Here is a 26,592-nt window from a genome sequence, read left to right as displayed (position 1 = left end):
TCCTGTGCGGTACCGCCGGGCAAGAAGCCGTCGGGTGCGGACTCGCCGTGAGCGTTATTGCCCGCCGCCGTGTTGCGAGCGTATGAGAGACACGCCCTCGACCTCCCGACGGCGGCTGCTTTCGGGACTGGCGAGCGTTACGGGAATCGGGCTGCTCGCGGGTTGCAGCGGCGGGTCCGAGGGGAGTGGCGGCGACGGCGGCTCGACGAGCGGATCGGGAGATGCGAGCGACACCGGCGATCGGACATCGGACGCGAGCGATGGCGGTTCGTCGACAGCCGTCCCGGAAGCGAGCGACGACAGCGGATCCACCTCGAACGAGACCGAATCGGCTCTCGACCTCCGCGAGGCGAACGTCGTCGACGTGGCGTTCGAGGCCGACGGCGGCCGCTACACCTTCGACGTGTCGCTGCACCACGACGACGACGGCGAGGACGGGTACGCGAACTGGTGGCAGGTAGAGCGCCTCGACGGGACGCGACTCGGCCGGCGGGAGCTACTGCACGCCCACAGCCGGCAACCGTTCACTCGCTCCGAAACCGTCGAGATCCCGTCGGAAGTGACCTGCGTCGCCGTTCGGGGCCACGACCGGACGCACGGCTACGGTGGTCGGATGATGCTCGTGAATGTCGAGTCGGGCGCGACGCAGGCCGTCGAGCAGGGGGCCGACCGACGCCCCGTCGACGAGCGCGACTGTCCGTAGCGTCGCTCGGCGAACCGCGGTCACTCGACGGCGCGGCGACGGGTTAGATCCGGTCCAGCAGCCACAGTACGATCAGGACGATGACGGCCAGCCCGATGAGGGGGCGGAGCGGCCCGAGCAGTTCGCCGAGTATTCCCAGAATCCCGCCGATGATCTCTAAGACCAGCCAGACGACGACCAGAACGAGGACGACCTTCAACAGGTCCTCGACCTCCAGTTCCGCGCGGTCGGTGCCGGGACTCGGTAAGCGCATACCGGTCCCTCACTGGCCACCCTCAAGTGCCTTCGGGTGACCGCGATCGGTGTACTGACCGCCTGTCGGCCGAGGCGCTCGGGTCGGTACGCTCCGACGCTCGCCCGCCGGGACATCCTTAATGCCACAGGCTCACAAGGTCACCTATGGCGAACCTCTTCCGCGAACTCGGTCGGGTCTCCGCGCGGGGCCTCCCGGGTTGGCTCCTCCCCGTCGCGGGCGTCGCCGCCGCCCTCCTGATCGCCGGAACCGTCTTCGGCGGCGATCCGGTAGCCGCCGTCGGCTTCGGCGTCCTCGCGCTCGCGATCGCGGCGGTCTACAGCGCCGTCGAGATCGTCAACGCCTACGAGAAGCGGGCGCTCACGGTGTTCGGCGAGTACCAGAAACTGCTGGAACCGGGCATCAACTTCGTCCCGCCGTTCGTCTCGAAGACGTACGTCTTCGATATGCGGACGCAGACGCTCGACGTGCCGAAGCAGGAGGCGATCACCCGCGACAACTCGCCCGTCGTCGCCGACGCTGTCGTCTACATCCGCGTGATGGACGCAAAGCGGGCGTTCCTCGAGGTCGACAACTACCGGCGCGCCGTCTCGAACCTCGCGCAGACGACGCTGCGGGCGGTCCTCGGCGATATGGAACTCGACGAGACGCTCTCCGAACGCGAGAAGATCAACCGTCGGATCAACGAGGAACTCGATGAACCGACGGACGAGTGGGGGATCCGCGTCGAGAGCGTCGAGGTCCGGAGCGTCAAACCCAGCGCGGCGGTCGAGGACGCGATGGAAGAGCAGTCCTCCGCCGAGCGTCGCCGCCGCGCGATGATCCTCGAAGCGCAGGGCGAACGGCGCTCCGCGGTCGAGCAGGCCGAGGGCGAGAAGCAGTCGAACATCATCCGCGCGCAGGGTGAAAAGCAGAGCCAGATCCTCGAAGCGCAGGGTGACGCCATCTCGACGGTCCTCCGCGCGAAGTCCGCCGAGTCGATGGGCGAACGCGCGATCGTCGACCGCGGGCTGGAGGCCCTGACTACCATCGGGACGTCGCCGTCGACGACGTACGTCCTCCCGCAGGAACTGACGAGCCTCCTCGGCCGCTACGGCCGCGGGCTCACCGATTCAGACGTCCAGGAGTCGGCCGGGCTGGAGAGCCTCGACTTCGACGCGGAGACGCGCGAACTGCTGGGTCTCGACGAGATCGACGAGATCGCCGCCGCGGTCGAGGACATCGAGAGCGTCGACGCCGTCGCCGACCTGCCGGGCGGCACCGACGGCGAACCGGGGGCCGACGTCGACGTCGATCTGAACATCGAGGAATCCTACGAGACGCAGTGACGACGGCGGATTCGAACGGGGATCGGGTACACGAATAATCGTTACTGTTATTCCTCGCCCTGAGAGACACTACCATATGAGTCACGAGCGCGGCCCAGGTGTCTCCGGTGGCGAACGCACACCGACGACGCGGGACCACGGTGTCCTGCACCGGTTGAAGCGGCACCTCCTCGAGTGGCCACGTCGCTACGTCGAGATGCGCGTCGGCGCGATCGAAGATAGAAGCAGTTAGGTGGCCGCTCGACGCATCACCGGTCGATGCCCGTACCGCTTCATCTCGGGTTGGAACACCCCAGCGCGCTGTGGATCGTCGCCGTCGGCTTCCTCGCGTTCGTCGCCGGGTTAGGCGTCAATCTGTATCGCTCACGCCGTTCGGAAACGTCTCCGGACGCGGTCAGTGACGAAGAGTCCGCTTAATCGCCAGTCGCTGATTCGTCCTGCGCACGGTCGCCCTGGACGGTCAACACGGGGACCGGCGAGCGGCGGACCACCCGCTCCGTGACGCTCCCGATCAGGTACCGGTCGATCCCCGCCCGCCCGTGCGTTCCCATTACGACGGCGTCTGCTCCGGTCTCCGCGACGAGGTCGACGATCTCGTCCTGCGGAATCCCGGTGACGACCGTCCGTTCGGTTTCCACCGCTTCCGGGAGTTCCGCGGCCGTCTCTTCGATGGCGGCCGTCGCGCGTTCGCGCTCGGCCTCGCGCCACGCGTCCGGGGCGAGACCGCTGCTCGGACTCTCGAACCGGTTTCGGCTGTCCGCGACCGAGACCACCTGCACCGTCGCTCCCGTCGTCTCGGCGAGCGATCCGGCGTGCGCCGCCGCGGCCAGCGACGCGTCGCTACCGTCCGTCGGCAGGAGTATCCGCTCGTACATCTCAGATCCCCCCCAGCGCCATCAGGAACAGCGCGACCGAGATGACGGCGAAGAGTCCGCCCACGAACGCCTTGATCGTCGACGTGCTGAGTGCGTTCGAGACGTAGGGCGCGATCTGCCCGCCCGTCACCGTCGCCGGCACGGTGAAGACGACCATGTTCCACGGCGTCGACGCGAGACTGAGGCTGTGGCCGCCGACGAGGCCGCCGCCGAACACGTGGACCAGCGAGGCCAGGATGGCCGTCAGCGCGACGACGATGTGGTTCGTGCCGATGGCGACCCGGACCGGGACCTTCGTGCTGAGCATCGAGATGATCCCGAGTTCGCCGACGCCGAAGCCGGCGAGACCCTGGAACGTCCCGCCGATGCTGTAGTTGGCGAAGCGACGCAGGTACCCCCCGCGGGTGTACCGGTAGTCGTCGCCCTCGCGGTCGACCCGCGTGACGTTGCCGTCGTCGTCGGTGCGGACGCCGGCGGGGCCGAGCTTTCCGGGATCGTTCGGCATCTCCGCGTGACCGCCGTCGATCGCGGTTTCGACCTCGCCCTCGGCCGCCGGGTTCGCGTCGTCTTCGGAGTCGCCGGCGTCGTCGGCGTCGCCCTCGTGATCGAGATCGGCCTTGAAGAGGAGGTACGACGCCGCCAGCAGCGCGACCCCGAGCAGTCCGTGAAAGAGCGGTTCGGGAATGACGAACGACAGGAGCGCGCCGGCGACGACGAACGGGACCGCGCCGCCGACGAGCGCGAGCGCCAGGCGACGGTCGACGAGTCCGTACTGGATGAACGCGATCGACGAACTCGACAGGCCGAACGCCTCGCTGATGAGCCCGACCTTCACGATCGTCGGCGGGTCCAGCGGACTCGCGAACAGGGGGTACACGAAGATGAGGAACGGCACGAAGATCGCCGACCCGCTGATCCCGACGGTGTTGACGATCGTGGCTCCGAGCAGGAACGCCGGGAACAGCCACCAGTACTCCAGCCAGTAGCTCGCCCCCGTCTCCGACGGCGTGGGAGCGCCGAAGAACACCCCGACGATGAAGACGATCGGGGCGAGAAACACGAACACGTGTTGATACCGGAGGAACGACCGCTGGACACGACTGTAGGAGGTTGATTTCATTGGTGTCTGTGGATTCAGTCGTCGAGGACAGTCGGTCGCTGTGCGATGGAGAAATCGGCCGCCTCCGGCCGGCTCGGCGGTTCAGGCGCGCCGGGCTTCGAGACGTCCGCGGCCCACCGCCGGGCCTCTGCGTCCGACCCTTGGGTGTCCTCCGATTCCCGAACGGTCACGTCCGTTCGCCCGGCCGCGGGTCCACGGCGGCGGCTCATCTACGTGATCCCCCCGAGCGCGCTCCGGCGACGTTCGTTACTGATACCGACGACGACCGACTCCGAATACATCGTAGCCGCCGGATAGCGACGACCGAAGAATAAATCTTGAGGTTCGGCTCCGTCGTGGGACGCCCTCACGCACGAAACCGGGGCGCCGCTACGGTCGCGCACGGCTCCGAGGTCGTCGTCGCCGTCAGACGTCTTCGGGCGGGACCCCGTCGTCGACCGGGGAGTCGGCGTCGTCCAGCGGGTCGACGCCGGGATCGACGCCGTCGTCGCCGCGGGACTCCTCGTCGTCCTCCCGGATCCCGAACTCCTGTCGGAGTTCGCGGATCCGATCGCGGATGTCGGCCGCGAGTTCGAACTCGAGGTTGTCGGCGGCCGCTGCCATTCGATCTTCTAAATAAGCGATCTGTTCGCGCGCCTCGTCCTCGTCGGTCGGCTCGTCGGTCGGAGAGCGCTCGCTCCGGTCGCCGCTCCCCGGGAGGTTCGTCTCACCGACCGCCTTCTCGATCGTCTTCGGCTCGAAGCCGTGTTCCTCGTTGTACTCCCGCTGAATCCGGCGACGGCGACGCGTCTCCTCGATCGCGGCGGCCATCGAGTCGGTTCGTTCGTCTGCGTAGAGGACGACCTCGCCCTCGACGTTCCGCGCGGCCCGCCCCATCGTCTGGACCAGCGTGGTCTCCGAGCGGAGGAAACCCTCCTGGTCGGCGTCGAGGATGGCGACCAGCGACACCTCGGGGATGTCCAGTCCCTCTCTGAGGAGGTTGATCCCGACGAGGACGTCGATGTTGCCCAATCGGAGGTCGCGGATCAGTTCGTGGCGCTCCAAGGTGTCGGTCTCGTCGTGCATGTACGCCACGTCGACGCCGGATTCCTCGAGGAACTCGGTGAGGTCCTCGGCCATTCGCTTAGTGAGCGTCGTGACCAGCACGCGCTCCTCGCGCTCGATCCGGTCGTCGATCCGGTCCAGCAGGTCGTCGACCTGCCCCGTGGCGGCTTCGACCTCGATCGCGGGGTCGACGAGGTGGGTCGGCCGAACGATCTGCTCGACGATCTGCTCGCTCTCCTCGCGCTCGTAGTCGCTCGGCGTCGCCGACACGTAGAGCGTCCGGTCGGTCTTCTCCTCGAACTCCTCGAACGTCAGCGGGCGGTTGTCGTACGCCGTCGGGAGCCGGAAGCCGTTCTCGACGAGAGAGTCCTTCCGGGACTTGTCGCCCGCGAACTGCCCGCGGATCTGTGGCAGCGTCTGGTGGGACTCGTCGACGACGGTGAGGAACTCGTCGGGGAAGTAATCCAGCAGCGTGTAGGGCGCTTCGCCGGTGTCGCGATCGGACATATGCACGGAATAATTCTCGATGCCCGAGCAGTAGCCCGTCTCTCTGAGCATCTCGATGTCGAAGGTCGTGCGCTCCTCGATACGCTGGGCCGCGACGAGGTCGCCCTGTCGCTCGAAGTACTTCACGCGCTCTTCCATCAGTTCCTCGATCTCCGAGATGGCCGCCTCCAACTGGTCCTCCGGGATCGAGTAGTGCTCGGCGGGGTGGACCAGGACGGCGGGCTCCTCGGAGACGACCTCGCCCGTGAGGGGATCGAGCTTCGTCAACCGGTCGACCTCGTCGCCCCAGAACTCGATCCGAACGGCGTAGCGGCCGTACATCGGATAGACTTCGACCGTGTCGCCGCGGACGCGGAAGGTGCCCTGCTGGAAGTCGACGTCGTTGCGCTCGTAGTTCAGATCGACGAGTTGCGCCAGCAGTTCGTCGCGGTCGAGGCGGTCGCCGAGTTCGACTCGGAGCGCCATATCCGTGTAGTTCTTCGGGTCACCCAGCCCGTAGATGGCGGAGACGCTCGCGACGACGATGACGTCGTCCCGGGTCAGAAGCGACCGCGTCGCGGAGTGTCGCAGTCGATCGATTTCCTCGTTGATCGACATGTCCTTGTCGATGTAGGTGTCGGTCTGTTCGACGTACGCCTCCGGCTGGTAGTAGTCGTAGTAGGAGACGAAGTACTCGACCGCGTTGTCGGGAAAGAGGTTCTTGAACTCCTCGTAGAGCTGTGCCGCGAGCGTCTTGTTGTGGGCGATGACGAGGGTGGGCTGCTGGAGTGCTTCGACCGTCCAGGAGACGGTGTTCGTCTTGCCCGACCCCGTGACGCCGAGCAGCGTCTGCTTTTCCATCCCCGATTCGAACCCCGCGACCAGTTGCTCGATGGCGTCGGGCTGGTCGCCCGCTGGCTCGAACGGGGCGTCGACGCGGAACGCCCGCTCTGCGGCCGGCCTGTCCGGCGAGAGCGGGCTCGACCCGGAGGTGTCGCTCATCGGAAATTCGTTGGGGGTACAGGCACTTGAGACGGTCGGTCGGGACGACGCACGCCTCACCCAGAGAGCGCCGCCGGTCGGCAGTGGCGGCGAGTGGATCGCCGCAACTGTCGGTCGCCCCACTGTCAGTCGTGGCCGCCGTCAGTCGTCGCCGCTGTCAGTCGTCGCCGCTGTCAGTCGCCACCACTGTCAGTCGTCGCCGCCGTCAGTCGTGGCCGCACCGCACCCGTTTCAGTGGTCGTGATCGTGAGAGTGCCCGCCGCCGCCATCGCCCGCGACGAGCTGTTCTCCGTCCGACATCATATCCATGTTCTTGAGGTTGTCGCGTTCCTCGAAGTCCTCGACGGCCTCGACGATGTCGTCCTGCGTGAGCGTCATCCGCTCTTCGGTCAGCGCCTCCAACACGGCCTCGCGGAGCACCATCCGGAGGTCGGAGCCGGTGAGCCCCTCCGTCAGTTCGGCGACGGCCTCGGGATCGAACTCCTCGATGTCCATCCGCCTGGTGATGATGCGGAGGATGTCCGCGCGCATATCCCGGTCGGGCTTCGGGAAGTTCACGATCTCGTCGAAGCGCCGCCACGCCGCCGCGTCGAGCTGGTCGGGGTGGTTGGTCGCGCCGATGAGGATCACCTCGTCGCGGATGAGCGAGATGTCGTCGATGCTCTTCAGGAGCGTGTTGACCGCGCGCTTCAGCGCCGCGTGCTCGTCGGAGCGACGCGTCTTCGCGACGGAGTCGAACTCGTCGATGAAGAGGATACACGGCGAGAGTCGCTTGGCGACCTCGAAGGTCTTCTCGACGTTCTTGGCGGTCTCACCGAGATACTGACTCGTGATCATCGAGAGCTTCACCTCGACGAAGGGGAGCCCCAACTCGTGGGCGAGTGCGCGGGAGACCGTGGTCTTCCCGGTCCCCGGCGGGCCGACGAAGAGGATCTTCCCGATCTCGCGCAGGCCGATCCCTGCGAGGTACTCGCGGTGCTCGATCGCCTGCATCAGTTTGTGGATCTCGCCCTCCTGATCGCCGGTGAGCACGAGGTCGTCCAGCGTCATCTCGATCTCCTCGGGCGCGCGGACCTGCACGAGATCCAGCATCTCGGCGTCCTCGTCCTCGTCGAAGTACTCCTCGAGCAGGCTGTCGATCCAGACGCGGTCGGCCTGGATCGGGCGCGTGTGCTCGCGCGCCTCGTCGTGCGTCACGTCGACCGTCTCGCGGTCCTCGACGGCGGCTGCGATGGTCGGATTCGTCTCGAGCCGCTCGCGGTCGGCGCGGTCGAGATACCACTCGATGGCCATCTCGGGTTGCGTCAGGGAGATGCGACCCGAGAACTCCTCGCGCTGGGTGAAGAGCAGATCGGAGATGGCCTCCCAGGGGTGCTCGACCCCGGTCGCTTTCCGCGCGACGCTGTCGGTGACGACGAGCGGTCGCTCGATGCCGACGACGTTGGGACTGTCGTCGTCTTCGTCGTCCTCGGACGGCTCCGTCCAGAAAACCCGTCGGTATCGCGGTGGCAGATCGTTCTCGTCGAGGTCACGGTTATCGCTGTAGAGGTGCGCCGTGAGGAGGAACTCGACGACTTCGAGAGCCCGGTTAGTCATCCCAAAGACCTTGCCGGCTCATCCGCATAAGCGCGTCGAAACGTCCGTAGCGGCCGCTCCCGGCCGTAAGGTGGTACCTAACTACCGGCGCGCGGTGCACGGCGCGACCGACCGGCCGCAGAAACACCGCCTGCGTACAACTCCGTGTGCGGTTCCCCGCGTTCTCCCCCTTTTATGCCGGCGCGGACGCCATTGACTTCTATGCCAACGCCAGTCATCGCCGCTGCACACCGTACGCCGTTCGGAAAGGCCGGCGGCGTCTTCGAGGACGTCCGGAGCGAGGACCTCTCGACCGCGCTGATCGACCACATCCTGGCCGAGACCGGACTCGAGAGCGACGCCGTCGACGACCTGATGTGGGGCGTCGCCCAGCAGCGCGACGAGCAGGACAACAACGTCGCCCGCGTGATCGCGCTGCTGTCGGAGCTGGGCGAGGGCGTCCCGGCGACGTCGATCAACCGCTGGTGCGCCTCGTCGATGCAGGCGATCATCTCCGCGTCCGATGCGGTCGCGGCGGGCAACCGCGAGTGCGTCCTCGCCGGCGGCGTCGAGAGTATGAGCCGCGTGCCGATGGACGGCGACTCCTACCAGCACCTTCACCCGGAACTCTCCGATCGGTACAACGTCTTCGAACTCCAGATGGGGATGACCGCCGAGAAGGTCGCCGAGGAGTACGACGTCTCCCGGGAAGCTCAGGACGAGTACGCGCTTCGGTCGCACCAGCGCGCCGCCGAGGCGACCGAGTCGGGACGCTTCGGCGACGAGATCGTCCCGATCGAGACGGAGGACGGGACGATCTCCGAGGACGAGGGGATCAGGCCGGACACCTCGCTGGAGGCGCTCTCGGAACTCTCGCCGGCGTTCACCGGCGACGGCAGCGTCACCGCCGGCAACTCCTCGCAGGTGACGGACGGTGCGGCCGCGACGCTCGTCACCTCGCGGGCGTTCGCCGAGGATCACGGGCTCGACGTCCTCGCGGAGATCGGCACCAACGCCGTCGCGGGCGTCGATCCGACAGTGATGGGTATCGGTCCGGTCCCGGCGACCCGGAACCTGCTTTCGCGCGCCGGCACCGACGTCGACGACTACGACCTGGTCGAACTCAACGAGGCGTTCGCCAGCCAGTGCGTCTACGCGCGACGCGAACTCGGCGTCGATCCGGAGCGGTACAACGTCAACGGCGGGGCGATCGCGATCGGCCACCCGCTCGGGGCGTCGGGGGCGCGCCTGCCGGTGACGCTGATTCACGAGATGCGAAAGCGCGACGCCGACCGCGGGCTCGCGACGCTCTGCGTCGGCTTCGGACAGGGGGCGGCCATCGAGTTCTCGCGGTAGTCGCGCTCGATCGCGACCCTCGGCGGTCTCAGTTGTTCCATCTATCGACGACGCGCGGGACTCCGGCCGCGAGACGATGCGCGGGACTCCGGCTGCGAGACGATACGCGGGACTCCGGCTGCGAGACGATACGCGGACCGCCAGTCGCGAGACGATACGCGGGACTCGGGTCGGGGGACGGCGCGCGGCGCTCCGCCCGGGCGTCGGCGTCGACTACGCGTCGGCGTCGATCATCCGGATCGCCTCGCGAACCTCGTCGCGGCCGCCGAAGACGGTCAGTCGATCGCCCCGCTCGAAGGTGAACTCCGCACCGGGGACCTGCGTGTCGCCGTTCCGTTCGACGAGCGCGATCAGGCAGTCGTCGGGGAGTTTCGGACCGAGCTCGCGCATCGTCCGCCCGACGACCGCGTCGGAGGTGGCCTCGGCTTCCTGGATGTCCCCGGTGTGGCCGACTTCGTCCATCCAGTCCATCATCGACGGCCGCTCGATGTAGTTGTCCATCGCCTGCGCCGTCGCGAGCGTCGCCGAGATGGTCCGGACGCCGAGTTCCTCGAACGCCTCGGCGTTGTCGGGGTTGTTCACCCGAGCCAGGACGGTCTCAGGGTCGAACTTCGAACTGCTCAGCTGTGAGACGAGCAGGTTCACGTCGTCGTCGCCGGTCGCTCCGACGACGATGCGGGCGTTCTCAGCCCCGGCCGATCGGAGCACGTCGGTGTCGGTCCCGTCGCCCTTGTGGACGGTGAATCCGGCGTTCCGGGCGGTTTCGATGGCTTCTTCGTTTTGTTCGATGAGCACTACGTTCTCGCCGCGGTCTTCGAGGCGTTCGGCGAGCGTTCGGCCCACCCGTCCGCCTCCGATGATGAGTACGCGCATTGGTATGATGTCGAAGTAGTCCGCGATCCGTCGGGCGAATCCGCCCTCGAAGACGACCGTGACGAAGATGACGAGAAAGACGGTTCCGACGAGCAGGTCCGCCGCGGCGGCTCGCCCCGCGTCCCGGAGCCCGATCGCGAAGAGCGTCGCGACCGACGCCGGGATGATCCCCCGCGGCCCGACGAGACTCATAAACCACTTCTCGCCGGTGGTGAAGCGACCGCCCGTCGCGGAGGCGAAGACGAGCGCCGGGCGGAGAACGAGCGCCACGATCCCGGCGACGAGGAGGCCGCGGACGCCGAGCGTGACGAGCACGTCGAACCGCAGGAGCGCCGCGAGGGCGATGAACACGAAGGAGAGGACCACGAGCGTCACGTCGCCTTTGAACGCCGAGATCTCGTCCTCGTAGGGGATGTCGGCGTTCCCGAGGAGGATCCCCGCGGTCGCGACGGCCGCGACGCCCGCCTCCGTATCGATCGTGTCCGCAGCGCCGTAGGCGACGAGCGCGCCGGCGAGGACGAGCAGGCGCGCGTTGCGCGGCGCGTTCCCAGGCGAGAGGTCGACGTACCGGAGCCCGTAATACAGGAGCGCGGCGACCACCCCGCCGACGACGACGCCGACGCCGAGGCGTTCGGCGAACAGCGTCAGAAGCGGCAGCGGTTCGTCGATGCCGACGTTGATCGCGTTGAAGATGACGACCGCGGTGATCGCCGCCGTCACGTCGTTGACGATGCCCTCCGTCTCCAGTACGGCCGCCACGCGGTCGCGGGTGGGGACGACGTCGAGGATCGGCGTGACGACCGTCGGCCCGGTCGCCACGAGGAGCGCGCCGACGAGGAACGAGATGTCCCACGGCGCGCTGAGCAGGAAATGGACAGCGGTGGCGGTCCCGACGAGCGCGACGGCGGCCCCGAACGTGATCAGCTTCAGCGTCGCCGCCGGGGCCTCGCGCAACTTCTCGATCCGGAGGTGAAACGCGCCCTCGAAGACGATGATCGCCACCGAGAGGCCGACGATGGCCCCGAGCGCGTTGCCGAAGGAGTCGGGGCCGACGACGCCGAGCACTTCCGGGCCGAGGAGGACGCCGGCGGCGATGAGAAACACGACGCTGGGGACCTGAAACCGGTCTGCGAGGACCTGCGCGATCACGCCGATGGCGATGATCGACGCGACGATCGGGAGCAGAAACGAGCCACCGGCGGCCGCCACTATCGGTCCCCCATACATCGATTGCGACGAATCCGCGCGGTATAAAAGTACAGATGACCGCGGCGACCGACCCGCAGATCAGTCGTAGAGCATCTCGATCTGGTCGGCGTATCGGTCCAGGATGTTCCGCCGCTTCTTCTTCATCGTCGGGGTCAGCGTGTCGTCGTCGGTGGAGAACTCCCTGGGGAGGATCCGGAACCGCTTGATCCGCTCGTGGGACTCGAAGCGCTCGTTCACCGCGTCGACCTCGCGTTGGATCCGTCGGCGGACCCGCTCGTCACGGGCGCGCTTCGTCCGGTCTTCGGGGAGGTCGATCCCCTCCCGGTCGGCCCACTCGCGGATTCCCTCGTCGTTCGGAACGAAGAGCGCGGAGACGAACTTGCGGCCGTCGCCGACGACGAGGCACTGCTCGATCACGGGGCTGGCCGCGAACGCGTCTTCGATCGGTCCGGGCGCGACGTTCTTGCCCGTCGAGAGGACCAGGAGCCGCTTGGCCCGCTCGCGGAACGTGAGGTAGTCGTCGGGGCCGCGTTCGACGATGTCGCCGGTCCGGAACCAGCCGTCGTCGGTGAACGCCGCGGCCGTCTCGTCGGGGCGGTTCCAGTACCGGGAGAAGACGCTCGGCCCGCGGACGAGCAGTTCGCCCACTGCGGCGTCGGAGCCGACGTCGGACTCCTCGGTGTCATCAGCGACGATCGACCGGTCCAGCCGGATCTCGACGTTCGAAAGCGGCGGGCCGATCGTGCCGATGCGCGGGTGCTCCGGGGGGTTGGCGGCGACGACCGGTGCGGTCTCCGTGAGCCCGTATCCCTCCAGGATCGGCAGCCCCATCGCGTGATAGAGGCGACACAGATCCGGCGAGAGGCTGCCGCCGCCGCTGATGAGGAACTCGACGCGGCCGCCGAGCGCCTCCCGAACCTGCTCGAAGACCAGTCGGTCCGCGAGCCGGTGTTTCGCCGACAGGAGGAGGCCCGGTTCGTCCGCGGTCTCGTACGCGCGCCCGACCTCGACCGCCCACTCGAAGATGCGCCGCTTCACCGCCGATTCGGACGCCTGCGAGCGGATCGCGTCGTAGAGTTTCTCGTAGACCCGCGGGACCGACGTTCCCACCGTCGGCCGGACGGCCCGGAAGTCCTCGCGGAGCGTGTCGGGGCTCTCCGCGTAGGCGACGGTCGCGCCGGCGGCGAACATCAGGAAGTGTCCCGCGAGACGCTCGAAGACGTGCGCGAGCGGGAGGAACGAAAGCGTCGTCGCTTCGGGCGAGATGGCCCCCCGCTCTCTGTCCGGTCGGGGGCCGAACCGCCGGTAACAGCCGTCGACGTTCGCGCGGAAGTTCCGGTGGGTCAGTTCGACGCCCTTCGGCCGACCGGTCGTCCCCGACGTGTAGATGAGCGAGGCCGGATCGTCGAGGTCGCGGTCGTCCAGCCACGACTCGAAGTCGGCGGCGTCGAAGCCGTCGGCACCGCGGGCGTGGACCTCGCCGAGCGTGTGGACGTCGTCGCGGTCGCGGACCGCGCCGGCCATCCCGCTCCCGTCGGGGATCTCGTCGAGGACGACGACGAACTCCAGCGAGAGGTCGTCCTCGACGGCGAGCACCTTCGAGAGCAAATCGGCGTTCTCGACGACCACGCCGGTCGCGCCGGGATCCGAGAGGAGGTACTCGACCTGTGACTCCGAGGAGGAGGTGTAGACCGTGGTGACGACGCCGCCGACCGAGAGCAGCGCGAAGTCGGTCTGGGCCCACTCCATCCGGGTGTTCGCGAGGATGCCGACGCGGTCGCCGGCATCGACGCCGAGGTCGCGGAACCCGGCCGCGAGCCGGCGGACGATGCCGCGCATCTCGGCGTACGTCAGATCGGCGTAGTCGCCGTCCGGCGCGGGTGAAACGACGCCTTCGGCGACGAGCGAACGGTCGTAGATCCCGCCCTTGTACCGCTGAGCGACGCCGTCGGCATTCCGCGCGGCGCTCTCGTCGAACATCCGGGGCAGCGTCGTCTCGTCGAGGACGTCGTCGTCGAACGTCGTCTCCGCGTCCCGCCACTCCATACGACCACGAGACGCCGGGGTGAATTAAATGTACAGCCGTTCCGGCGTCGGTCGGTTGTTCCCCGTTCAACGCCGACACACGCAGGCGGCGTTTATCCCGCGCCCGCCGGGCGACGGCCGCCGCCTCCCACGAGGACCGTCAGACTCCGAACCGCAGCAACCACAGCGTCGCCATCCCGGCGACGATGGTCGCGAAGACGTCGTCGAGGTACCAGGTGACGCCGGCGGCGACGACACCCGCGAGCAAGCGCTCGTTGCCGACGACGGCGATCGCGCCCTCGGGAGCGACGAACGCGGGGGCGACGAGGGCGGCGAACACCGCCGGCGGGACGAACCGGAGCGCGTTCGTCGCTCTGTCGGGCACGTCGTCGACGCGGCCGAACAGGTGGATAAAGGAGGCGCGGATGCCGAACGTCGCGAGTCCCAGCGCGACCACGACGCTCCAGACCGCCAGCGGTCCGTACTCGGTCGGCATCAGTGGCCACCTCCCACGTCGGAGTCACCGCTCGGGGTCGAGAGCCACTCCGCGGCGAGCACGCCGGCGACGACGCCCGCGAGGCCGCCGAGGATGAGCCCCAGATCCAGCGGCACGGCGAACACGTCGCCCGCGACGGCGACGCTCCCGCCGACGAGCGCGGCGACCGCCTTCGGCTTCGAGGTGACCGCGGGGATCAAGAGGCTCAGGAAGACGAGCGGGACGGCGAACGACAGCCCCCAAGAGTCGGGGACGCGCGCGCCGACGGCGATGCCCAGGATCGTACAGCACTGCCAGACGATCCACAGGGAGCCGCCGACCGCGAGGTAGTAGCGGCGGCGCTCCGCCGGGTCGAGTTCGGCCTCGGCGTCGGTGTAGCGCGCGATCGAGAGCGCGTAGGCCTGATCGGTGAGGACGTACGCGCAGATCGACTTCCAGACGGAGCGGAGCGAGCGGAAGTGCGGCGCGATCGAGGCGGAGTACATCAGCATCCGGAGGTTGATCACGACGCCCGTGAGGAGGATCACGAGCAGTTCGGCGTTGCTGCCGAAGAGGTCGATCGCGGCCAGCTGCGACGCGCCGGCGAAGACGACGACCGAGAGGCCGACGGCCTGCAGCGGCGTCAGCCCGGCGTCGACGGCGGCCGCGCCCGCGACGAGGCCGAACGGAGCGATGCCGACCAGCAGCGGCGCGACGTCGCGGACGCCGCGGCGGACCTCGGCAGGGAGGCGAGAGCGGAACACGGGCGGAGCTTCCGCGCGGGAAGGCTAAATCGATGCGGTTTGCGTCGGCCGAGTCGGGCGATGTGACGACGACAGCCGCGTTCGGGGATGCGACGGTGGCCGGGGTCAGGGATGCGATGGCGGCCGAATCTCGGCGGGCAATCGCCGACGAGAAAACGCTCGGGCGGGAGTCCCGCGAGTGGAACGAGCGGGACGTCGATGGACGCGAAGCGTCCAGCGGGCTTCCGAAGTCCCCTCATTCAGAATCTCAGCCCAGTTTTCGCTCTGCACACGGTATGGGTGCGACACGACTAACTACCTCACACAAGAAGACCAGGGTATGTCGAACGACGCGCAGTCACAGGCCGGGACGGCCGAGGGGCAGGGCCCCGTCGAGATCTCTATCGACGTCGCCCGGCAGTTACAGGAGAAGCGCGAGGAGCTCTTCGCGGAGTTCGAGATCCGCGACGAGTTCCCGCCCGCGGTGCGCTCGGAGGCGAAGTCGCGGACAGAGGGGATCCAAGCCGAGATCGAGGACGAACTCGATCACCGACAGGATCTCCGCGATCTGACCACGTGGACGACCGACCCGATCGACGCCCAGGACTTCGACGACGCCCTGAGCATCCGCGAGAACGAGGAGACGTACACGCTGTGGGTCCACATCGCCGACGTGACCCACTACGTCCACCCCGACTCGGAGATGTGGGAAGAGGCCGTCGAGCGCGGCAACACGGTCTACCTCCCGGCGTACACGATTCATATGCTCCCGCCGGTGCTCGCGGAGACGGTCTGTTCTTTGGTCCCCGAGGAGGATCGACTGGCGCACACGGTGGAGATGGAGATCAAGAAGGACACGCTGTCGTTCGAGGACGTCGACATCTACAAGTCCGTCGTCCACTCCGACGAGCGGCTGACCTACACGCAGTGTGAGAACCGCCTCGACGACCCCGACGCGCCGCTGCACGACGAGAACGCCCTCGTCTACGAACTCGCCGACCAGCTCCACGAGCAGCGGAAAGAGGACGGCTCGCTAGTCTTGAACCCGAGTCGGGACCGCGCGCACACGATCATCGAGGAGTGTATGCTGAAGGCGAACAAGGCCGTCACCCACGAACTGATGTGGAACCGCGGCGTCGAGGCGATGTACCGCGTCCACCCCCAGCCGACCCCCGACCAGTGGGACGAGGCGCTGCGGGAGATCACCGAACTCGACGGCGTGAACATCTCCGGCGCGTCGTGGGACGACCCCCGGAAGGCCGTCAACGACGCCTTGGAGAACTCCGAGAAGCGGGCGCTCAACAAGATCCAGCGCGCGGTGTTGAAGGTGATGCCCCGCGCGAAGTATATGAACGACCCCTTCGGCGGGCACTACGCGCTGAACTTCGATATCTACGGGCACTTCACCTCCCCGATTCGACGGCTCTCGGACCTGATCAACCACTGGATCGTCCACGAGAACGACGTCCCCGAGGACCTCGTCGAACTGTGCGACCGGGCCTCCGAGCGCCAGAAGGACGGCGAGACCGCCGAGCGCCTCTACAAGCAGTTCTTAGAGGAAGTTCACCTCGATCCGCACGCGGTCAACAACCGCGGGATCGTCACCGTCGACGGCGACGGCGACGTGGTCAACGAGGAGGGACTGCCGCCCGAGGAGATCGACCTGCGGGACTGACCGGGTAGCTACCCGTTCTCGACGCTCGCTGCGCTCGGCGCACTCTCCGGCATTGCGAACGCGGCGAGCGGCCGCGTTACTGCTTGTGCGTAAAGAGGAGGACTTCGTCCTCGTGCGTCGTTACGCAGAGATCGAGCAGCATACTGAGTTCGAGACTGTTGTACTCGTCCTCGCAGATGACCAGGTCGTCGAACGGGTCACCGCACGCGGGACAGGCGATGCTCACGGTGTTCCGGTACGTCGTCACCCCGCCGGCCGACTCGTGCGGCGTCAGCGACGTGGTGAGTTCGTCGTACTCGCTGTCCTCCATCGTCCACACGAACGAGGGGATCCGTCATAATTCTACTCCTCACGAGGGGTCGGCGTCGAGCGATCGGCCGACAGTCGAGTCCCGATTCCCGCTCACTCCGCCAGCGGCAGTTCGACGACGAACACCGCGCCTTCGGGGTCGTCGCTGGAGTCCTCCCCACTACCGCCGGACGGGCTCGACTCCCTGTCTTCGACCCAGACGTCGCCGCCGTAGGTGTCGACGAGTGCCTGGACGAGATAGAGTCCGAGTCCCGTACCGCCGCTTTCCAGCCCCTTCTCGCCCTTCCCGAAGATCTGTTCTTTTCGGCCGTCCGGAATCCCGGGGCCGTTGTCGGCGACGCGGACGCGGACGACGTCGCCGTCGACCGTCGCCGAGACCCGCACCTCCGGAACGTCCTTGTCGTTGTGCTGGACGGCGTTCGTCAGGAGGTTCCGGAAGACCGAGCCGAGAATGTCGTTGGCGGACACGGTCACGTCCGGAACCGTCCCCTCGGTGACGACCACCGCGTCGGTCTCCGATCTGAGATTCTCCAGTTCGCTCTCCAGGGCGGTTCTGAGGCGCATCGGCCTGCGCTCGGTCTCGTCTGCGAGCATCACGTCCGCCATATTCCGAGCCGTCTCGGTGAGTTCGACGGCGTGGGTCGCGCTCTCGGTTATCTTCCGGAGGTACGCTCGCTCCTCGGACTCCTCGCCGGCGTCCCGTTTCTCGCAGAGATCCGAGAGCAGGTCGGCGTAGGCCGTGACCAACTGGAGGTCGTTGCGGACGTCGTGGCGGAGGACCTGGTTCAGCGTGTCGAGGTTGTCGCGCTGCTCCCGCAGGCGGGTCTCGTACTCGTTGCGATCGGTGATGTCGACGTACACCCCGAACTGACGCGAGAGGTCGTCCGCGTCCCCGTCGATCGGTGCCGATCGGAAGAGGAACTCGCGGACGCCGTCGCGCGCCTCGCGCCGGACCTGACGCGTGATCTGCGCCCCGGCCGCCGCCTGTTCGTCGACGGCTTCGGCCTCGGCCACCGCCGACGCGTCCTCGGGCACGATGAGGTCGTTGACGTCCTCGCCGGCGACGTCCTCGACGGCGTAGCCGAACGTCGTCTCGAACGCCTCGTTGGCGTCGCGCAGGATCGTCGCCTCGTCCGTGATCTCGACGGCGACCACCGGTTCGGGGACGCCCTCGAACAGCGCCTCGAACCGGTCTCGCTCGCGCCTGAGTTCGCGTTCGCGCGCTATCCGCTCGCTTCGAGCGGTCTCGATCGCGTCGCTCAGCCGGTTGAACCCGGTCTCCACCTGTTGCCACTCCTCGGAGTCGTGCAGTTCGATCCGGGTCCCGTACTGGCCGTCTTCGAGCCTGCGGAAGCCCCCGAGGAGCCGGGAGAGTTGGGCGATACTCAGTCTGTAGAGCCGCCAGCCGAACGCGGCGAGAATCGCCAGCACGGCGGTGATCGATCCGACCTGAACGAACGTCACCGTCCGAATCGTGGACTGTACCGATCCGGGGCCCTCCCGGACGCTGACTGTCCACCCGATCTCCTGAACCGTGATGTCGCGTTCGAATTCGGCCGAGACCCCGGGGCCAGTCGCGTAGATCGGCGTCCCGTCCCGGCCGTACAGCGCCAGTCGTTGATCCGCTTCGAGCCCGGTCGCGAGGCTCCCGAAGAACTCCTCTTCGGAGAGATGAAACGCGGCGTTCATCGTCCCGACGACGCGCCCGTCGCGGTATATCGGCGTGCTCACCGTGATGATGTGGTTCCCGGAGTCGGCCTCGACCGGGTCGCTGACGTACGTCGTGCCGTTCAGCGCCCGTTTGAAATAGGCCCGGTCGCTGAAGTCGGAGCCGACGAGGGCGGCCCGCCGCTCCGCGGAGACGTTCGAGACGATGTTCGTCATCGTCCCGTTGGCCGCGATCACGGAGACGCCGGCGAACTCGGAGCGCTCGACGAACGCCTCCAGCGCTCGCCGCTGCTCGGTGCTCCCGTGGGCGGCGACCTCCGGGTTCGTGGCGGCGATCGAAACCGTGCGCTGCAGCGACGAAAGCTGCGTTTCCAGCGCCGACGCGACGTGCGCTGCCGTGTGGTCGACTCCCTGCTGCTCGTGTTCGTAGAGCGTGTCCTTGTACCCCTGGAACCCGACGAAGACCGCCGCCGAGAGAACGATCCCGACGACGAGGATCGAGACGAGGAACGCTCGCTTGATCTGCACTACCAGCCCCCTCCCGGGGGAGAAAATTGAATGTACTGGTTCGCTAGCCTTCCTTCGGCGTCGTCGTGTCGCGGTCCCGCGGAAGTCCAGCCTCGCCCGCGTCCGAATCGGATCCGTCGCGACCGAGCGGACCCGGGCAGTCCCGCGAGAGGACGGCGGTCACGAGCCCCACGAGCAGGCCCACCGCGTGGCCGACGTTGATCGCCGCCGGCGAGAGCAAGGCGAGCGCCGCGAGCGACTCGACGCCGACGAGCGCGACGGCACAGAGGCCGAACAGGACGGCCAGCAGTTCGAGGTCGGTCACGCGGTCGTGGTTCGGCAAGTGGACGACGGCGAAGCCGGCGGCGGCGAAGACGACGCCGCTGATTCCGTACACGGCGACGTGCGGTTCCGCGGCGAAGGCGACGCTCCAGCCCGCGAGCGCCGCGATCGAGCCGACGGCGGCGACGAACGCCATCGCCGCGAACCGGCGACGTGGAAGGTGCGCCTCGGCGATCCGACCGAACAGGAACAGCGTGACCACGTTGGGGACGACGTGCGCGAGCCCACCGTGAAGGAGCGGCGACAGCGGCCACGCGAGCCACGGCGCGCGGAGGTACACGTAGTTGGTGGTCTCGAAGACCGAGGGCGTCCCCCAGAGCGCGGTCTGGGCGGCCTGAATCGCGTAGATGCCACACACCGCCACCGTGAGCAGGTCCGTGACCGGCGCGGACAGCGATCGGTGCTGTGTGAGGATCGGCCGCACGCCGTTCTCGAAGGGCGTCATCAGGTTCGCCACCGAAACGGGCCGCATCGTCAACGTATCCGCCCCGGGCCGATATGAGTGCTTGGGCGGACGTCCCGAGCGGGACGCTCGGTTGCAGCCAGAGCGCCGATTGCGCTGGCTGTGCCGATCGAGACGGAAGCGTCGGACGCGACACCGACGAGGGTTTATAACCGAAGGCGCGGCCAAGGTCGGTGTGACGTGAGCGTCGCCCCGGGTCGGGTCGCGGTCGTCCGGCACGTCGACGCGGGGGAGGACGGTAGCGACGCGATCGACGTCGTGGCGATCGGCCGCGTCGTCGTCGGCGTCGCCGCCGTCGCGAGCGGGTGCCGGCTGCTCGCTATCGGACGGGAGCGGATGCGCTCGCGGAGGACGCGCCGGACGGAAGTCCCTTCGCCGGCCGACGACGGATCGTCGAGACCCGCCGGATTCATACTTCGGCGCCGAGACCGACGCACGTGCGACTCGTCCAGGTGATGGTGCCGACCGGGAAGCGCGAGGCGGTGCTCGGCGTCCTTGACGAGGAGGACGTCGATTACGCGGTCTCCGACGAGACCAGCGGCCGCGATTACACCGCGGTCGTTTCGTTCCCGCTCCCGACGGCGGCGGTCGAACCGGTGCTGGACGAACTCCGCGGCGTCGGAATCGAGCGGGACGCCTACACCGTGGTCGTCCAGGCGGAGACGGTCGTCTCCGAGCGGTTCGAAGCCCTCGAAGAACGCTACGAGTCCGACGAGGAGGAGAACGGGAACGGCGACCGGATCGCCCGCGAAGAGTTGGTGGCGCGGGCGAACGATATGGCGCCGACGGTCCGACCGTACGTGCTGATGACGGCCGTGAGCGCGGTCGTCGCCACCGCCGGACTCCTGCTCGACTCGCCCGCGGTCGTCGTCGGGTCGATGGTCATCGCGCCGCTCATCGGCCCGGCGATGGCCGCGAGCGTCGGGACCGTCGTCGACGACAGCGACCTCGCCATCCGTGGGATCAAACTGCAGGCGCTCGGCGGCGGGCTGTCGATCGGCGCCGCCGCGGTGTTCGCGGTGCTGTTGCGAGTGACGAACGTCGTCCCCCTCACCGCCGAGGAGGTGTTCGCCATCGGCGAGGTCAGAGAGCGGTTGGCCCCCGACGTGCTCTCGCTCGTGATCGCGCTCGGCGCCGGTGCCGCGGGCGCGGTCTCGCTCGCCTCGGGCGTCTCCTCCGCGCTCGTCGGCGTGATGATCGCCGCCGCGCTCGTGCCGCCGACCGCCGTCGTCGGCATCGGCATCGCGTGGGGCGAACCGCAGACGGTGATCGGGTCGGCGGTGCTCGTGCTCGTGAACATCCTCGCGATCAACCTCGTCGCGCTCGTCGTCCTCTGGCGGATGGGCTACCGGCCGAAGCTGTGGTTCCGCGAGGATGAGGCGCGCTCGGCGACGGTCAAGCGGATCGCGGTGCTCGCGGTCGCGCTGCTGCTCCTCACGGGGCTGCTCGGCGCGTTCACGTACAGTTCCTACCGCACCGCCGACTTCGAGGCGGACGCGACCGCCGCCATCGAGTCGGAGCTACCGCCGGACGCGACGCTTCTGAGCCTCGACGTGACCTACGAGGGGTTCCCCGTGCAGAGCCCGCGGACCGTGGTCGTGACCGTCGGGTATCCGCCGTCGTCGTCGCCGCCGCCCGTCGCCGAGTCGATACGCGAGCGCGTCACCGCCTCAGCACCCGATCCGATCGGCCCGTTCGGCCAGGGCGACGTCCGTGTGGAGATCAGGTACGTCGGCGTCGATCGAGCGGGGAGTTAACCGGCGATTCGCGTCGGCCCGCACGATGACTCAAAGAGTTCCTTGCGCCTAGCACACGTTGAATACCTGAGACGACGAAGGAGCGGGTATGAACCGACGACTCGGTATCGGGACGATCGCCATCGCAACGCTCGTGCTGCTCGCGGGGTGTACTGCCCCGCTCCAGACGACGGAGGGAGACGCACCGTTCGGGGACAGACACCGAACGATTTCGACCAGCGGGAGCGGTGAGGTGTCCACGGAGGCCGACAGGGCCGTCGTGACCGTCGCCGTCACCGCTCGGGCCGACAGCGCCGAGGGGGCGCGATCGACGGTGGCCGCCGACGCGTCTGAAATGCGCGAGGCGCTCCGCGAGGCCGGCGTCGACGACGACGCGGTGACGACCGCGTCCTACCGCGTCCGACCGATCGTCGATTCCGCCCGCGAGAGCGGCGAACGCGAGGTCACCGGCTACGAAGCCGTCCACGCCTACCGGATCGAGACGACGCCCGACGCGGCGGGCACCGTCGTCGACACCGCCGTCGGCAACGGCGCTACCGAGGTCTACGGCGTGAGCTTCACGCTCAGCGACGAGACGCGGACGGAGCTCCGCGAGCAGGCGCTCGAACGGGCGATGGACTCGGCGCGCGACGACGCCGACGCCATCGCGTCGGCCGCCGGACTGTCGGTGACGGGCGTCCAGTCCGCCTCGACGAGCGGCGGCTACGCGCCGGCCTACGAGGTGCGAGAGACCGCCGCCGACGCCGGCGGCGCGCCGACGCAGTTCGAGGGCGGGTCGGTGACGGTCTCCGCGACCGTCGACGTGACGTTCACCGCCGAGGCGTAGCCCGATCGGGCGCTGCGGGACCGCTCACACCGGCAGCGCGAGCATCGCCACTCCGCTCAGCACGACGACGCCCAGAACGATCGACACGAGTCGTCCGAGTCGGTAGGTCCCGAGAAACAGCGCTAACCCAGCCTTGACGAGCGTGTTCGCGATGGCGGCGATCACGATTCCGGTCGTCGCGACCTCGGTCGAGACCGTGCCCTGCGCCGCGAGTCTGCTCAGCGTGATCGTCATCGCGTCGACGTCGGCCAGTCCGGAGAAGAAGGCGGTCGCGTACACGCCCGAGGCGCCGAACCACTGGTTGGCATACTCCGAGACCAGGAGGACGACGGCGAAGACCGCACCGAAGACGAGCGCCGGGCGCAATCGAAACGGATTCTTCAGCTCGTCGGCCTCGACCGGTTCTTCGGTCGCCGTCCGCCAGTAGAGCAGCGCCGCCGAGACGGCACCGACGCCGGTCATCACGCCGAGCGGCAGCGCGACCGTCGGCAAGAGATCCGGATTGACAACCGAGACCTCCACGAGCGCCCGGGGGAACATCACGATGGATGCGGTGACGACGGCGAACGCGCAGATCCGATACAGCGTCTCGTTCTGTGCCGTCTTGCCCGCCATCGACACCGTCGTCGCCGTCGAGGAGACGAACCCGCCGACGACGCCCGTCAGCGCGATGCCGCGCTCGGGGCCGAGGACGCCGCCCAAGACGTACGCGACGAATCCGAGGCCGGTGACGAATACCACCATCAGCCAGACGAACCGCGGGTTGAGCCCGTAGAGGACGTCCATCGAGCGGTCCGGAAGCGACGGCAACACGACGAGCACGATGAGGATGAACTTCGCCGACGCCAGCCGTTCGCTCGCGTCGATTCGGTCGGCGAACTCGTGGAGCGGGTCCTTCACGGTGAGGAGGACCGTGACCGCTCCGCCGACGACGACGGCGAGCGTCGCGGCGCGGTCCGAGTGCATCGTCATCGCGCCCAGGACCGTCGTGAGAAGCGCCGACGTGAGCGTCGTGAGGCCGAGATCGCCGTCGCTCCAGACCTTCGCTATGTACGCGACGGTCAGCGGAACGACGAGGACGCCGAGCGCGACGAGCAGCCCGTCACCGAAAAACGCGAAGAGCAGCGCGCCGTACAGCGCGAACAGCGGGAACGTCCGACTGCCGGCGAACCGCCCGGCCGACTCGCTCTGTTCGCGTTCGAGACCGATGAGCGCGCCGAGGCTGGTCGCGACGAGGAGTCGCAGGACGACTTCCGACAGCGGGGCGGTGAGTGGATCGAACATCGGTTGCCGGTGTATCTCGGTGTTGCGAGCGACGCGTGTTCGGTCGGCGCGGAGCTACTCCTGCCGTGACGGCGGGATGTCCGGCGTCCAGTCGACCGCCTCGACCGCCGCATCGAGGACCGCGTCGACGCCTTCGCCGCTCTCGACGCTCATATGCAGGTCCGCCTCGACGTCGCGCGAGCGGTCGCTCTTGTTGTTCACCGTGAGCACGGGGACGTCGCGCTCGCGGAACCGCGCGGCGACGGACTCCCGCAGTTCCAGTTGTGCGTCCAGCGGATAGCCGCAGGCCTCGCTCGCGTCGAGGACGAAGACGACCGCGTCCGCGAGGTGTTCGATCGCGCTCACTGCCTGCCGTTCGATGTCGTTTCGCTCCGCCTCCGGCCGGTCGAGCAGCCCCGGCGTGTCGATGATCTGATACCGGATCCGATCCCGCTCGAAGTGCCCGACGTGGACGCCCTTCGTCGTGAACGGATAGCGCGCGATCTCGTTTTTCGCGCGGGTGACCGCGTTGACGAACGACGACTTGCCGACGTTCGGGTAGCCGGCGACGACGATGGCGGGTTCGTCCGGGCGGATGTCCGGGAGCGTCTTCAGCGCGTCGCGGGCCTCGCCGATGCGTTTGAGGTCGTCGGCGACGTCCTCGACGAGGTCGGCCATCCGCGCGAACGCCTGCTTGCGGTGCTTCCGCGCCGTGTCGGCGTCGGTGTTCCGGAGCTTCGGCTGGTACTCCCGCCGGAGCTCGCTAATCTGTCGACTCGTCCACGTGACCCGCGAGAGGCTCTGTCTGAGTTCGTCGACGTCGACGATGGCGTCCGCGAGTTCGTAGTAGAAGGGATCGACTGTCCCGAAGTCAGGCCACTGCGTGACGACGTTCTCTAGGTTGTCCGAGAGGATCGACGAGGCCGTCTGGAGCATCGACTGCTGGGCCTCCAGGCCGGACTTCGCGCGCCCCGCACGGGCCGCCCGGGAGAACGCCTTGTCGAGAAGTTCCTCCGACCGGGGCGTCGTCGGGAGGGACTCGAAAATCATATTGGTCACCTTACATCGCCGAACCGTAAAAGCGCGTCCGTTCGGCGGTCGTGTGGGCCCGCCTCCCTCGCGACCGTTCGCGGCGGGATCGCGCCCGGAAACCGTTCGCGGGGGTTTTGGTCCTCGGCCGCCTCCTCTACAGTATGAACACGAACTGGCGGGCCATCGGCATCGGTTTCGTCGTGATGCTCGTCGTCGGCGCGTTCGGCCTGTGGCTCCCGGTCGTCGGCCAGGTCGGCGCCGGCCTCGTCGGCGGGTTCGTCGCCGGCTACCTCGCCGGCGGGATCGGGAACGGCGCGTGGAACGGGCTGGTCGCCGGATCGATCTCCGGGATCGCGGTCTCGGTGCTCGCCGCGCTGCTCGGCGGGTTGATCGGGCTCGCGGGCGGCCCGCTGGGGGGGTTCCTCGGCGGCGCGGGGGTCTTCCTCGTCGGCGTCGTCATCACGCTCTTGTTCGCGATCGACAGCGCCATCGGCGGGGCGATCGGCGGCCTGTTCAACCGCTGAACGGGGTGGGCGGGACCGGGCGTGTGGAGAGACGTCACTCCTCGCCGCGATCGAGGTACTCCCCCTGGACGGCGACGACCTCGGACGAATCGTCGCACTCGGCGTAGCGACGGAGCGGTTCGTCGTTCAGCTCCAGGAACGTGTGCCCCCAGGTGAACTTCGAGAGCAGCGCCGCCGCGCGCTCGCGCCGCCCGAAAATCGCCAGCGCCGCCGCGAGCGCCTCGACGGTGGTCAGTCGCATCGGCCGACCGAAGTTGACCGGGTTCGCGGCCACCAGATACGGCAGCGCCCGGTGATCCCCGGGCAGCGAGAAGCGCGCCTCGCCGGCGGACTCCCACGAGCAGTCGAGCGCGACGAGCCGTTTCGCGTCCGCGTCGGCGGGCGAGAGCGCCCGCTCGGCGTGTGGGTTGAGGACGACCCCATAGGGCGTCACCCGGTCGGAGCGGTGGAGTTCGACGAGGTCGAACCGGGCGAGCTTCCGCGCCGTGCACTTTTCGGGGTCGTCGTCGCCCTCGTAGCGCACGTGGAGGCCGTAGGTGTCGGCGACCTCGCTATCGAGCGCTTCGGAGTCGGCGGCGTCGACAGTCACAGTCGGAGAAGGCGGGCCGGGGAGAAAAGCCGTTCGTCGCGAGTTCGGCGGTCACCGGGCGAAGCCGGTCAGCCGGGGAGGCCCGCAGCGTCGCGGGCTTCGACGGTCCCGTCGGCCGAGATGCGAACGATCCGTTCGGAGAGGGAGAAGACGACGCTCGCGTCGTCGCCGTCGACGGAGCGCAGGAACCGTTCGGCGGGTTCGATGTCGACCGCGGCGTACAGCGGGACCCCGTCGCAGCAGCCGTCGGTCTCGAGGGCGGTCAGGACGGTGGCGTCGAGTTCCGCCGAGCCCTCGAAGTCGTGGTGGGCGACGACCTTCCAGTCGCCGATGCCGTTCCGGTCGGCGTCGGGTCGGTGAGTCATATCTCTGAGTACCGTCTCTCGGAGTAAGAAACGGAGCGACGATGGGGAACTGATTAAGCCCGATTTAGTCGGATTAGTGGGTTTAATCGGTCCTTTCGGTGACTTATCGACGTCTTAGCGGCGACCGGCGGCCAAGCCGGCCCGCGCGCAAAGTGCGGCAGGCGGTCACGTCAGTCCCGCGCCGCTCGGTCGGACGCGACGGCCG

Annotated in this window: 27 protein-coding genes; 10 read left to right on the top strand and 17 right to left on the bottom strand. The window is 68.2% G+C overall.

Annotation, left to right across the window (positions count from 1 at the left end):
• Nucleotides 1–82 precede the first annotated feature (82 nt).
• Complete coding sequence (locus NO360_RS06960) at nucleotides 83–703, top strand: hypothetical protein (protein WP_256306888.1); 621 nt, start codon at nucleotides 83–85, stop codon at nucleotides 701–703.
• 43 nt (nucleotides 704–746) lie between these two features.
• Here the strand turns inward: NO360_RS06960 and NO360_RS06955 are convergent, their stop codons facing one another.
• Nucleotides 747–956 carry a DUF7554 family protein gene (locus NO360_RS06955; RefSeq protein ID WP_256306886.1) on the bottom strand — a complete coding sequence of 70 codons (210 nt, stop codon included), beginning with the start codon at nucleotides 954–956 and terminating at the stop codon, nucleotides 747–749.
• Nucleotides 957–1,102: 146 nt separating this feature from the next.
• Between NO360_RS06955 and NO360_RS06950 the strand changes: the two genes are divergently transcribed.
• The 3 genes from NO360_RS06950 to NO360_RS06940 all read left to right on the top strand — a co-directional run bounded on the left by NO360_RS06950 (nucleotide 1,103) and on the right by NO360_RS06940 (nucleotide 2,701).
• Nucleotides 1,103–2,284, top strand: coding sequence for an SPFH domain-containing protein (locus NO360_RS06950; RefSeq protein WP_256306884.1), 1,182 nt, complete (start codon nucleotides 1,103–1,105; stop codon nucleotides 2,282–2,284).
• A 76-nt stretch (nucleotides 2,285–2,360) separates the two neighbouring features.
• The gene (locus NO360_RS06945; protein WP_256306882.1) at nucleotides 2,361–2,516 is read left to right on the top strand and encodes a hypothetical protein; all 156 of its coding nucleotides are present in this window, start codon (nucleotides 2,361–2,363) and stop codon (nucleotides 2,514–2,516) included.
• A gap of 26 nt (nucleotides 2,517–2,542) precedes the next feature.
• A complete protein-coding gene (locus tag NO360_RS06940) occupies nucleotides 2,543–2,701 on the top strand; it encodes a hypothetical protein (protein WP_256306880.1) in 159 nt (52 codons plus the stop codon).
• On the opposite strand, the gene NO360_RS06935 is transcribed toward NO360_RS06940, so the two are convergent.
• The 5 genes from NO360_RS06935 to NO360_RS06915 form a co-directional block, all read right to left on the bottom strand.
• Nucleotides 2,698–3,159 (bottom strand): universal stress protein, encoded by a 462-nt coding sequence (locus NO360_RS06935; RefSeq protein ID WP_256306878.1) that lies wholly within the window; start codon nucleotides 3,157–3,159, stop codon nucleotides 2,698–2,700. The two genes, NO360_RS06940 and NO360_RS06935, sit on opposite strands and share 4 nt — an antisense overlap.
• Before the next feature lies 1 nt (nucleotide 3,160).
• Nucleotides 3,161–4,279: a sulfite exporter TauE/SafE family protein gene (locus tag NO360_RS06930; protein WP_256306876.1), complete on the bottom strand. Its 1,119-nt coding sequence runs from the start codon at nucleotides 4,277–4,279 to the stop codon at nucleotides 3,161–3,163.
• Between the two features lie 14 nt (nucleotides 4,280–4,293).
• Nucleotides 4,294–4,488: a hypothetical protein gene (locus NO360_RS06925; protein WP_256306875.1), complete on the bottom strand. Its 195-nt coding sequence runs from the start codon at nucleotides 4,486–4,488 to the stop codon at nucleotides 4,294–4,296.
• 196 nt (nucleotides 4,489–4,684) lie between these two features.
• Nucleotides 4,685–6,811 carry an excinuclease ABC subunit UvrB gene (uvrB, locus tag NO360_RS06920; RefSeq protein ID WP_256306873.1) on the bottom strand — a complete coding sequence of 709 codons (2,127 nt, stop codon included), beginning with the start codon at nucleotides 6,809–6,811 and terminating at the stop codon, nucleotides 4,685–4,687.
• Between the two features lie 231 nt (nucleotides 6,812–7,042).
• The gene (locus tag NO360_RS06915; RefSeq protein ID WP_256306871.1) at nucleotides 7,043–8,407 is read right to left on the bottom strand and encodes an ATP-binding protein; all 1,365 of its coding nucleotides are present in this window, start codon (nucleotides 8,405–8,407) and stop codon (nucleotides 7,043–7,045) included.
• Between the two features lie 201 nt (nucleotides 8,408–8,608).
• Between NO360_RS06915 and NO360_RS06910 the strand changes: the two genes are divergently transcribed.
• Nucleotides 8,609–9,742 (top strand): thiolase family protein, encoded by a 1,134-nt coding sequence (locus NO360_RS06910; RefSeq protein WP_256306870.1) that lies wholly within the window; start codon nucleotides 8,609–8,611, stop codon nucleotides 9,740–9,742.
• A gap of 213 nt (nucleotides 9,743–9,955) precedes the next feature.
• On the opposite strand, the gene NO360_RS06905 is transcribed toward NO360_RS06910, so the two are convergent.
• The 4 genes from NO360_RS06905 to NO360_RS06890 all read right to left on the bottom strand — a co-directional run bounded on the left by NO360_RS06905 (nucleotide 9,956) and on the right by NO360_RS06890 (nucleotide 15,088).
• Nucleotides 9,956–11,824 carry a cation:proton antiporter domain-containing protein gene (locus NO360_RS06905; RefSeq protein WP_256307126.1) on the bottom strand — a complete coding sequence of 623 codons (1,869 nt, stop codon included), beginning with the start codon at nucleotides 11,822–11,824 and terminating at the stop codon, nucleotides 9,956–9,958.
• 78 nt (nucleotides 11,825–11,902) lie between these two features.
• The gene (locus NO360_RS06900; RefSeq protein WP_256306868.1) at nucleotides 11,903–13,870 is read right to left on the bottom strand and encodes an AMP-dependent synthetase/ligase; all 1,968 of its coding nucleotides are present in this window, start codon (nucleotides 13,868–13,870) and stop codon (nucleotides 11,903–11,905) included.
• A gap of 139 nt (nucleotides 13,871–14,009) precedes the next feature.
• Entirely contained in the window at nucleotides 14,010–14,345 is a 336-nt protein-coding gene (locus NO360_RS06895) for an AzlD domain-containing protein (RefSeq protein ID WP_256306867.1), read from the bottom strand.
• Complete coding sequence (locus tag NO360_RS06890) at nucleotides 14,345–15,088, bottom strand: AzlC family ABC transporter permease (RefSeq protein ID WP_256306866.1); 744 nt, start codon at nucleotides 15,086–15,088, stop codon at nucleotides 14,345–14,347. The genes NO360_RS06895 and NO360_RS06890 overlap by 1 nt, the downstream gene beginning before the upstream one ends.
• Nucleotides 15,089–15,407: 319 nt before the next feature.
• On the opposite strand from NO360_RS06890, the gene NO360_RS06885 reads away from it, so the two are divergent.
• A complete protein-coding gene (locus NO360_RS06885) occupies nucleotides 15,408–16,742 on the top strand; it encodes a ribonuclease catalytic domain-containing protein (protein ID WP_256306865.1) in 1,335 nt (444 codons plus the stop codon).
• 76 nt (nucleotides 16,743–16,818) lie between these two features.
• Here the strand turns inward: NO360_RS06885 and NO360_RS06880 are convergent, their stop codons facing one another.
• From NO360_RS06880 to NO360_RS06870, 3 genes are all read right to left on the bottom strand, one after another.
• Complete coding sequence (locus NO360_RS06880; protein WP_256306864.1) at nucleotides 16,819–17,052, bottom strand: DUF7385 family protein; 234 nt, start codon at nucleotides 17,050–17,052, stop codon at nucleotides 16,819–16,821.
• A gap of 92 nt (nucleotides 17,053–17,144) precedes the next feature.
• On the bottom strand, nucleotides 17,145–19,247 hold the full coding sequence (locus NO360_RS06875; RefSeq protein ID WP_256306863.1) for an ATP-binding protein: 2,103 nt from the start codon (nucleotides 19,245–19,247) through the stop codon (nucleotides 17,145–17,147).
• 43 nt (nucleotides 19,248–19,290) lie between these two features.
• Nucleotides 19,291–20,040 carry a rhomboid family intramembrane serine protease gene (locus NO360_RS06870; protein ID WP_256306861.1) on the bottom strand — a complete coding sequence of 250 codons (750 nt, stop codon included), beginning with the start codon at nucleotides 20,038–20,040 and terminating at the stop codon, nucleotides 19,291–19,293.
• Nucleotides 20,041–20,211: 171 nt separating this feature from the next.
• Here NO360_RS06870 and NO360_RS06865 point away from each other — a divergent pair, with 171 nt between their 5' ends.
• The 3 genes from NO360_RS06865 to NO360_RS06855 all read left to right on the top strand — a co-directional run bounded on the left by NO360_RS06865 (nucleotide 20,212) and on the right by NO360_RS06855 (nucleotide 22,614).
• Nucleotides 20,212–20,487: a hypothetical protein gene (locus NO360_RS06865; RefSeq protein WP_256306859.1), complete on the top strand. Its 276-nt coding sequence runs from the start codon at nucleotides 20,212–20,214 to the stop codon at nucleotides 20,485–20,487.
• Nucleotides 20,469–21,788 carry a TIGR00341 family protein gene (locus tag NO360_RS06860; protein ID WP_256306858.1) on the top strand — a complete coding sequence of 440 codons (1,320 nt, stop codon included), beginning with the start codon at nucleotides 20,469–20,471 and terminating at the stop codon, nucleotides 21,786–21,788. The genes NO360_RS06865 and NO360_RS06860 overlap by 19 nt, the downstream gene beginning before the upstream one ends.
• 88 nt (nucleotides 21,789–21,876) lie before the next feature.
• A complete protein-coding gene (locus tag NO360_RS06855; protein WP_256306857.1) occupies nucleotides 21,877–22,614 on the top strand; it encodes an SIMPL domain-containing protein in 738 nt (245 codons plus the stop codon).
• A gap of 24 nt (nucleotides 22,615–22,638) precedes the next feature.
• Here the strand turns inward: NO360_RS06855 and NO360_RS06850 are convergent, their stop codons facing one another.
• Nucleotides 22,639–23,898 carry an MgtC/SapB family protein gene (locus tag NO360_RS06850; protein WP_256306855.1) on the bottom strand — a complete coding sequence of 420 codons (1,260 nt, stop codon included), beginning with the start codon at nucleotides 23,896–23,898 and terminating at the stop codon, nucleotides 22,639–22,641.
• A 54-nt stretch (nucleotides 23,899–23,952) separates the two neighbouring features.
• Complete coding sequence (locus NO360_RS06845) at nucleotides 23,953–24,927, bottom strand: NOG1 family protein (protein WP_256306854.1); 975 nt, start codon at nucleotides 24,925–24,927, stop codon at nucleotides 23,953–23,955.
• A gap of 143 nt (nucleotides 24,928–25,070) precedes the next feature.
• Here NO360_RS06845 and NO360_RS06840 point away from each other — a divergent pair, with 143 nt between their 5' ends.
• Nucleotides 25,071–25,433: a DUF5518 domain-containing protein gene (locus tag NO360_RS06840; RefSeq protein ID WP_256306853.1), complete on the top strand. Its 363-nt coding sequence runs from the start codon at nucleotides 25,071–25,073 to the stop codon at nucleotides 25,431–25,433.
• 34 nt (nucleotides 25,434–25,467) lie between these two features.
• Here NO360_RS06840 and NO360_RS06835 read toward each other — a convergent pair whose 3' ends face one another.
• Nucleotides 25,468–26,022: a DUF367 family protein gene (locus NO360_RS06835; protein ID WP_256306852.1), complete on the bottom strand. Its 555-nt coding sequence runs from the start codon at nucleotides 26,020–26,022 to the stop codon at nucleotides 25,468–25,470.
• A 68-nt stretch (nucleotides 26,023–26,090) separates the two neighbouring features.
• Nucleotides 26,091–26,387, bottom strand: coding sequence for a hypothetical protein (locus NO360_RS06830; protein ID WP_256306851.1), 297 nt, complete (start codon nucleotides 26,385–26,387; stop codon nucleotides 26,091–26,093).
• Between the last annotated feature and the right edge of the window lie 205 nt (nucleotides 26,388–26,592).

This window comes from Halobellus litoreus, assembly GCF_024464595.1.
In the GTDB taxonomy this organism is placed as follows: domain Archaea; phylum Halobacteriota; class Halobacteria; order Halobacteriales; family Haloferacaceae; genus Haloquadratum; species Haloquadratum litoreum.
Note: the sequence above shows the minus strand (reverse complement) of the source record. Positions and strands in the feature narration are given on the sequence as shown.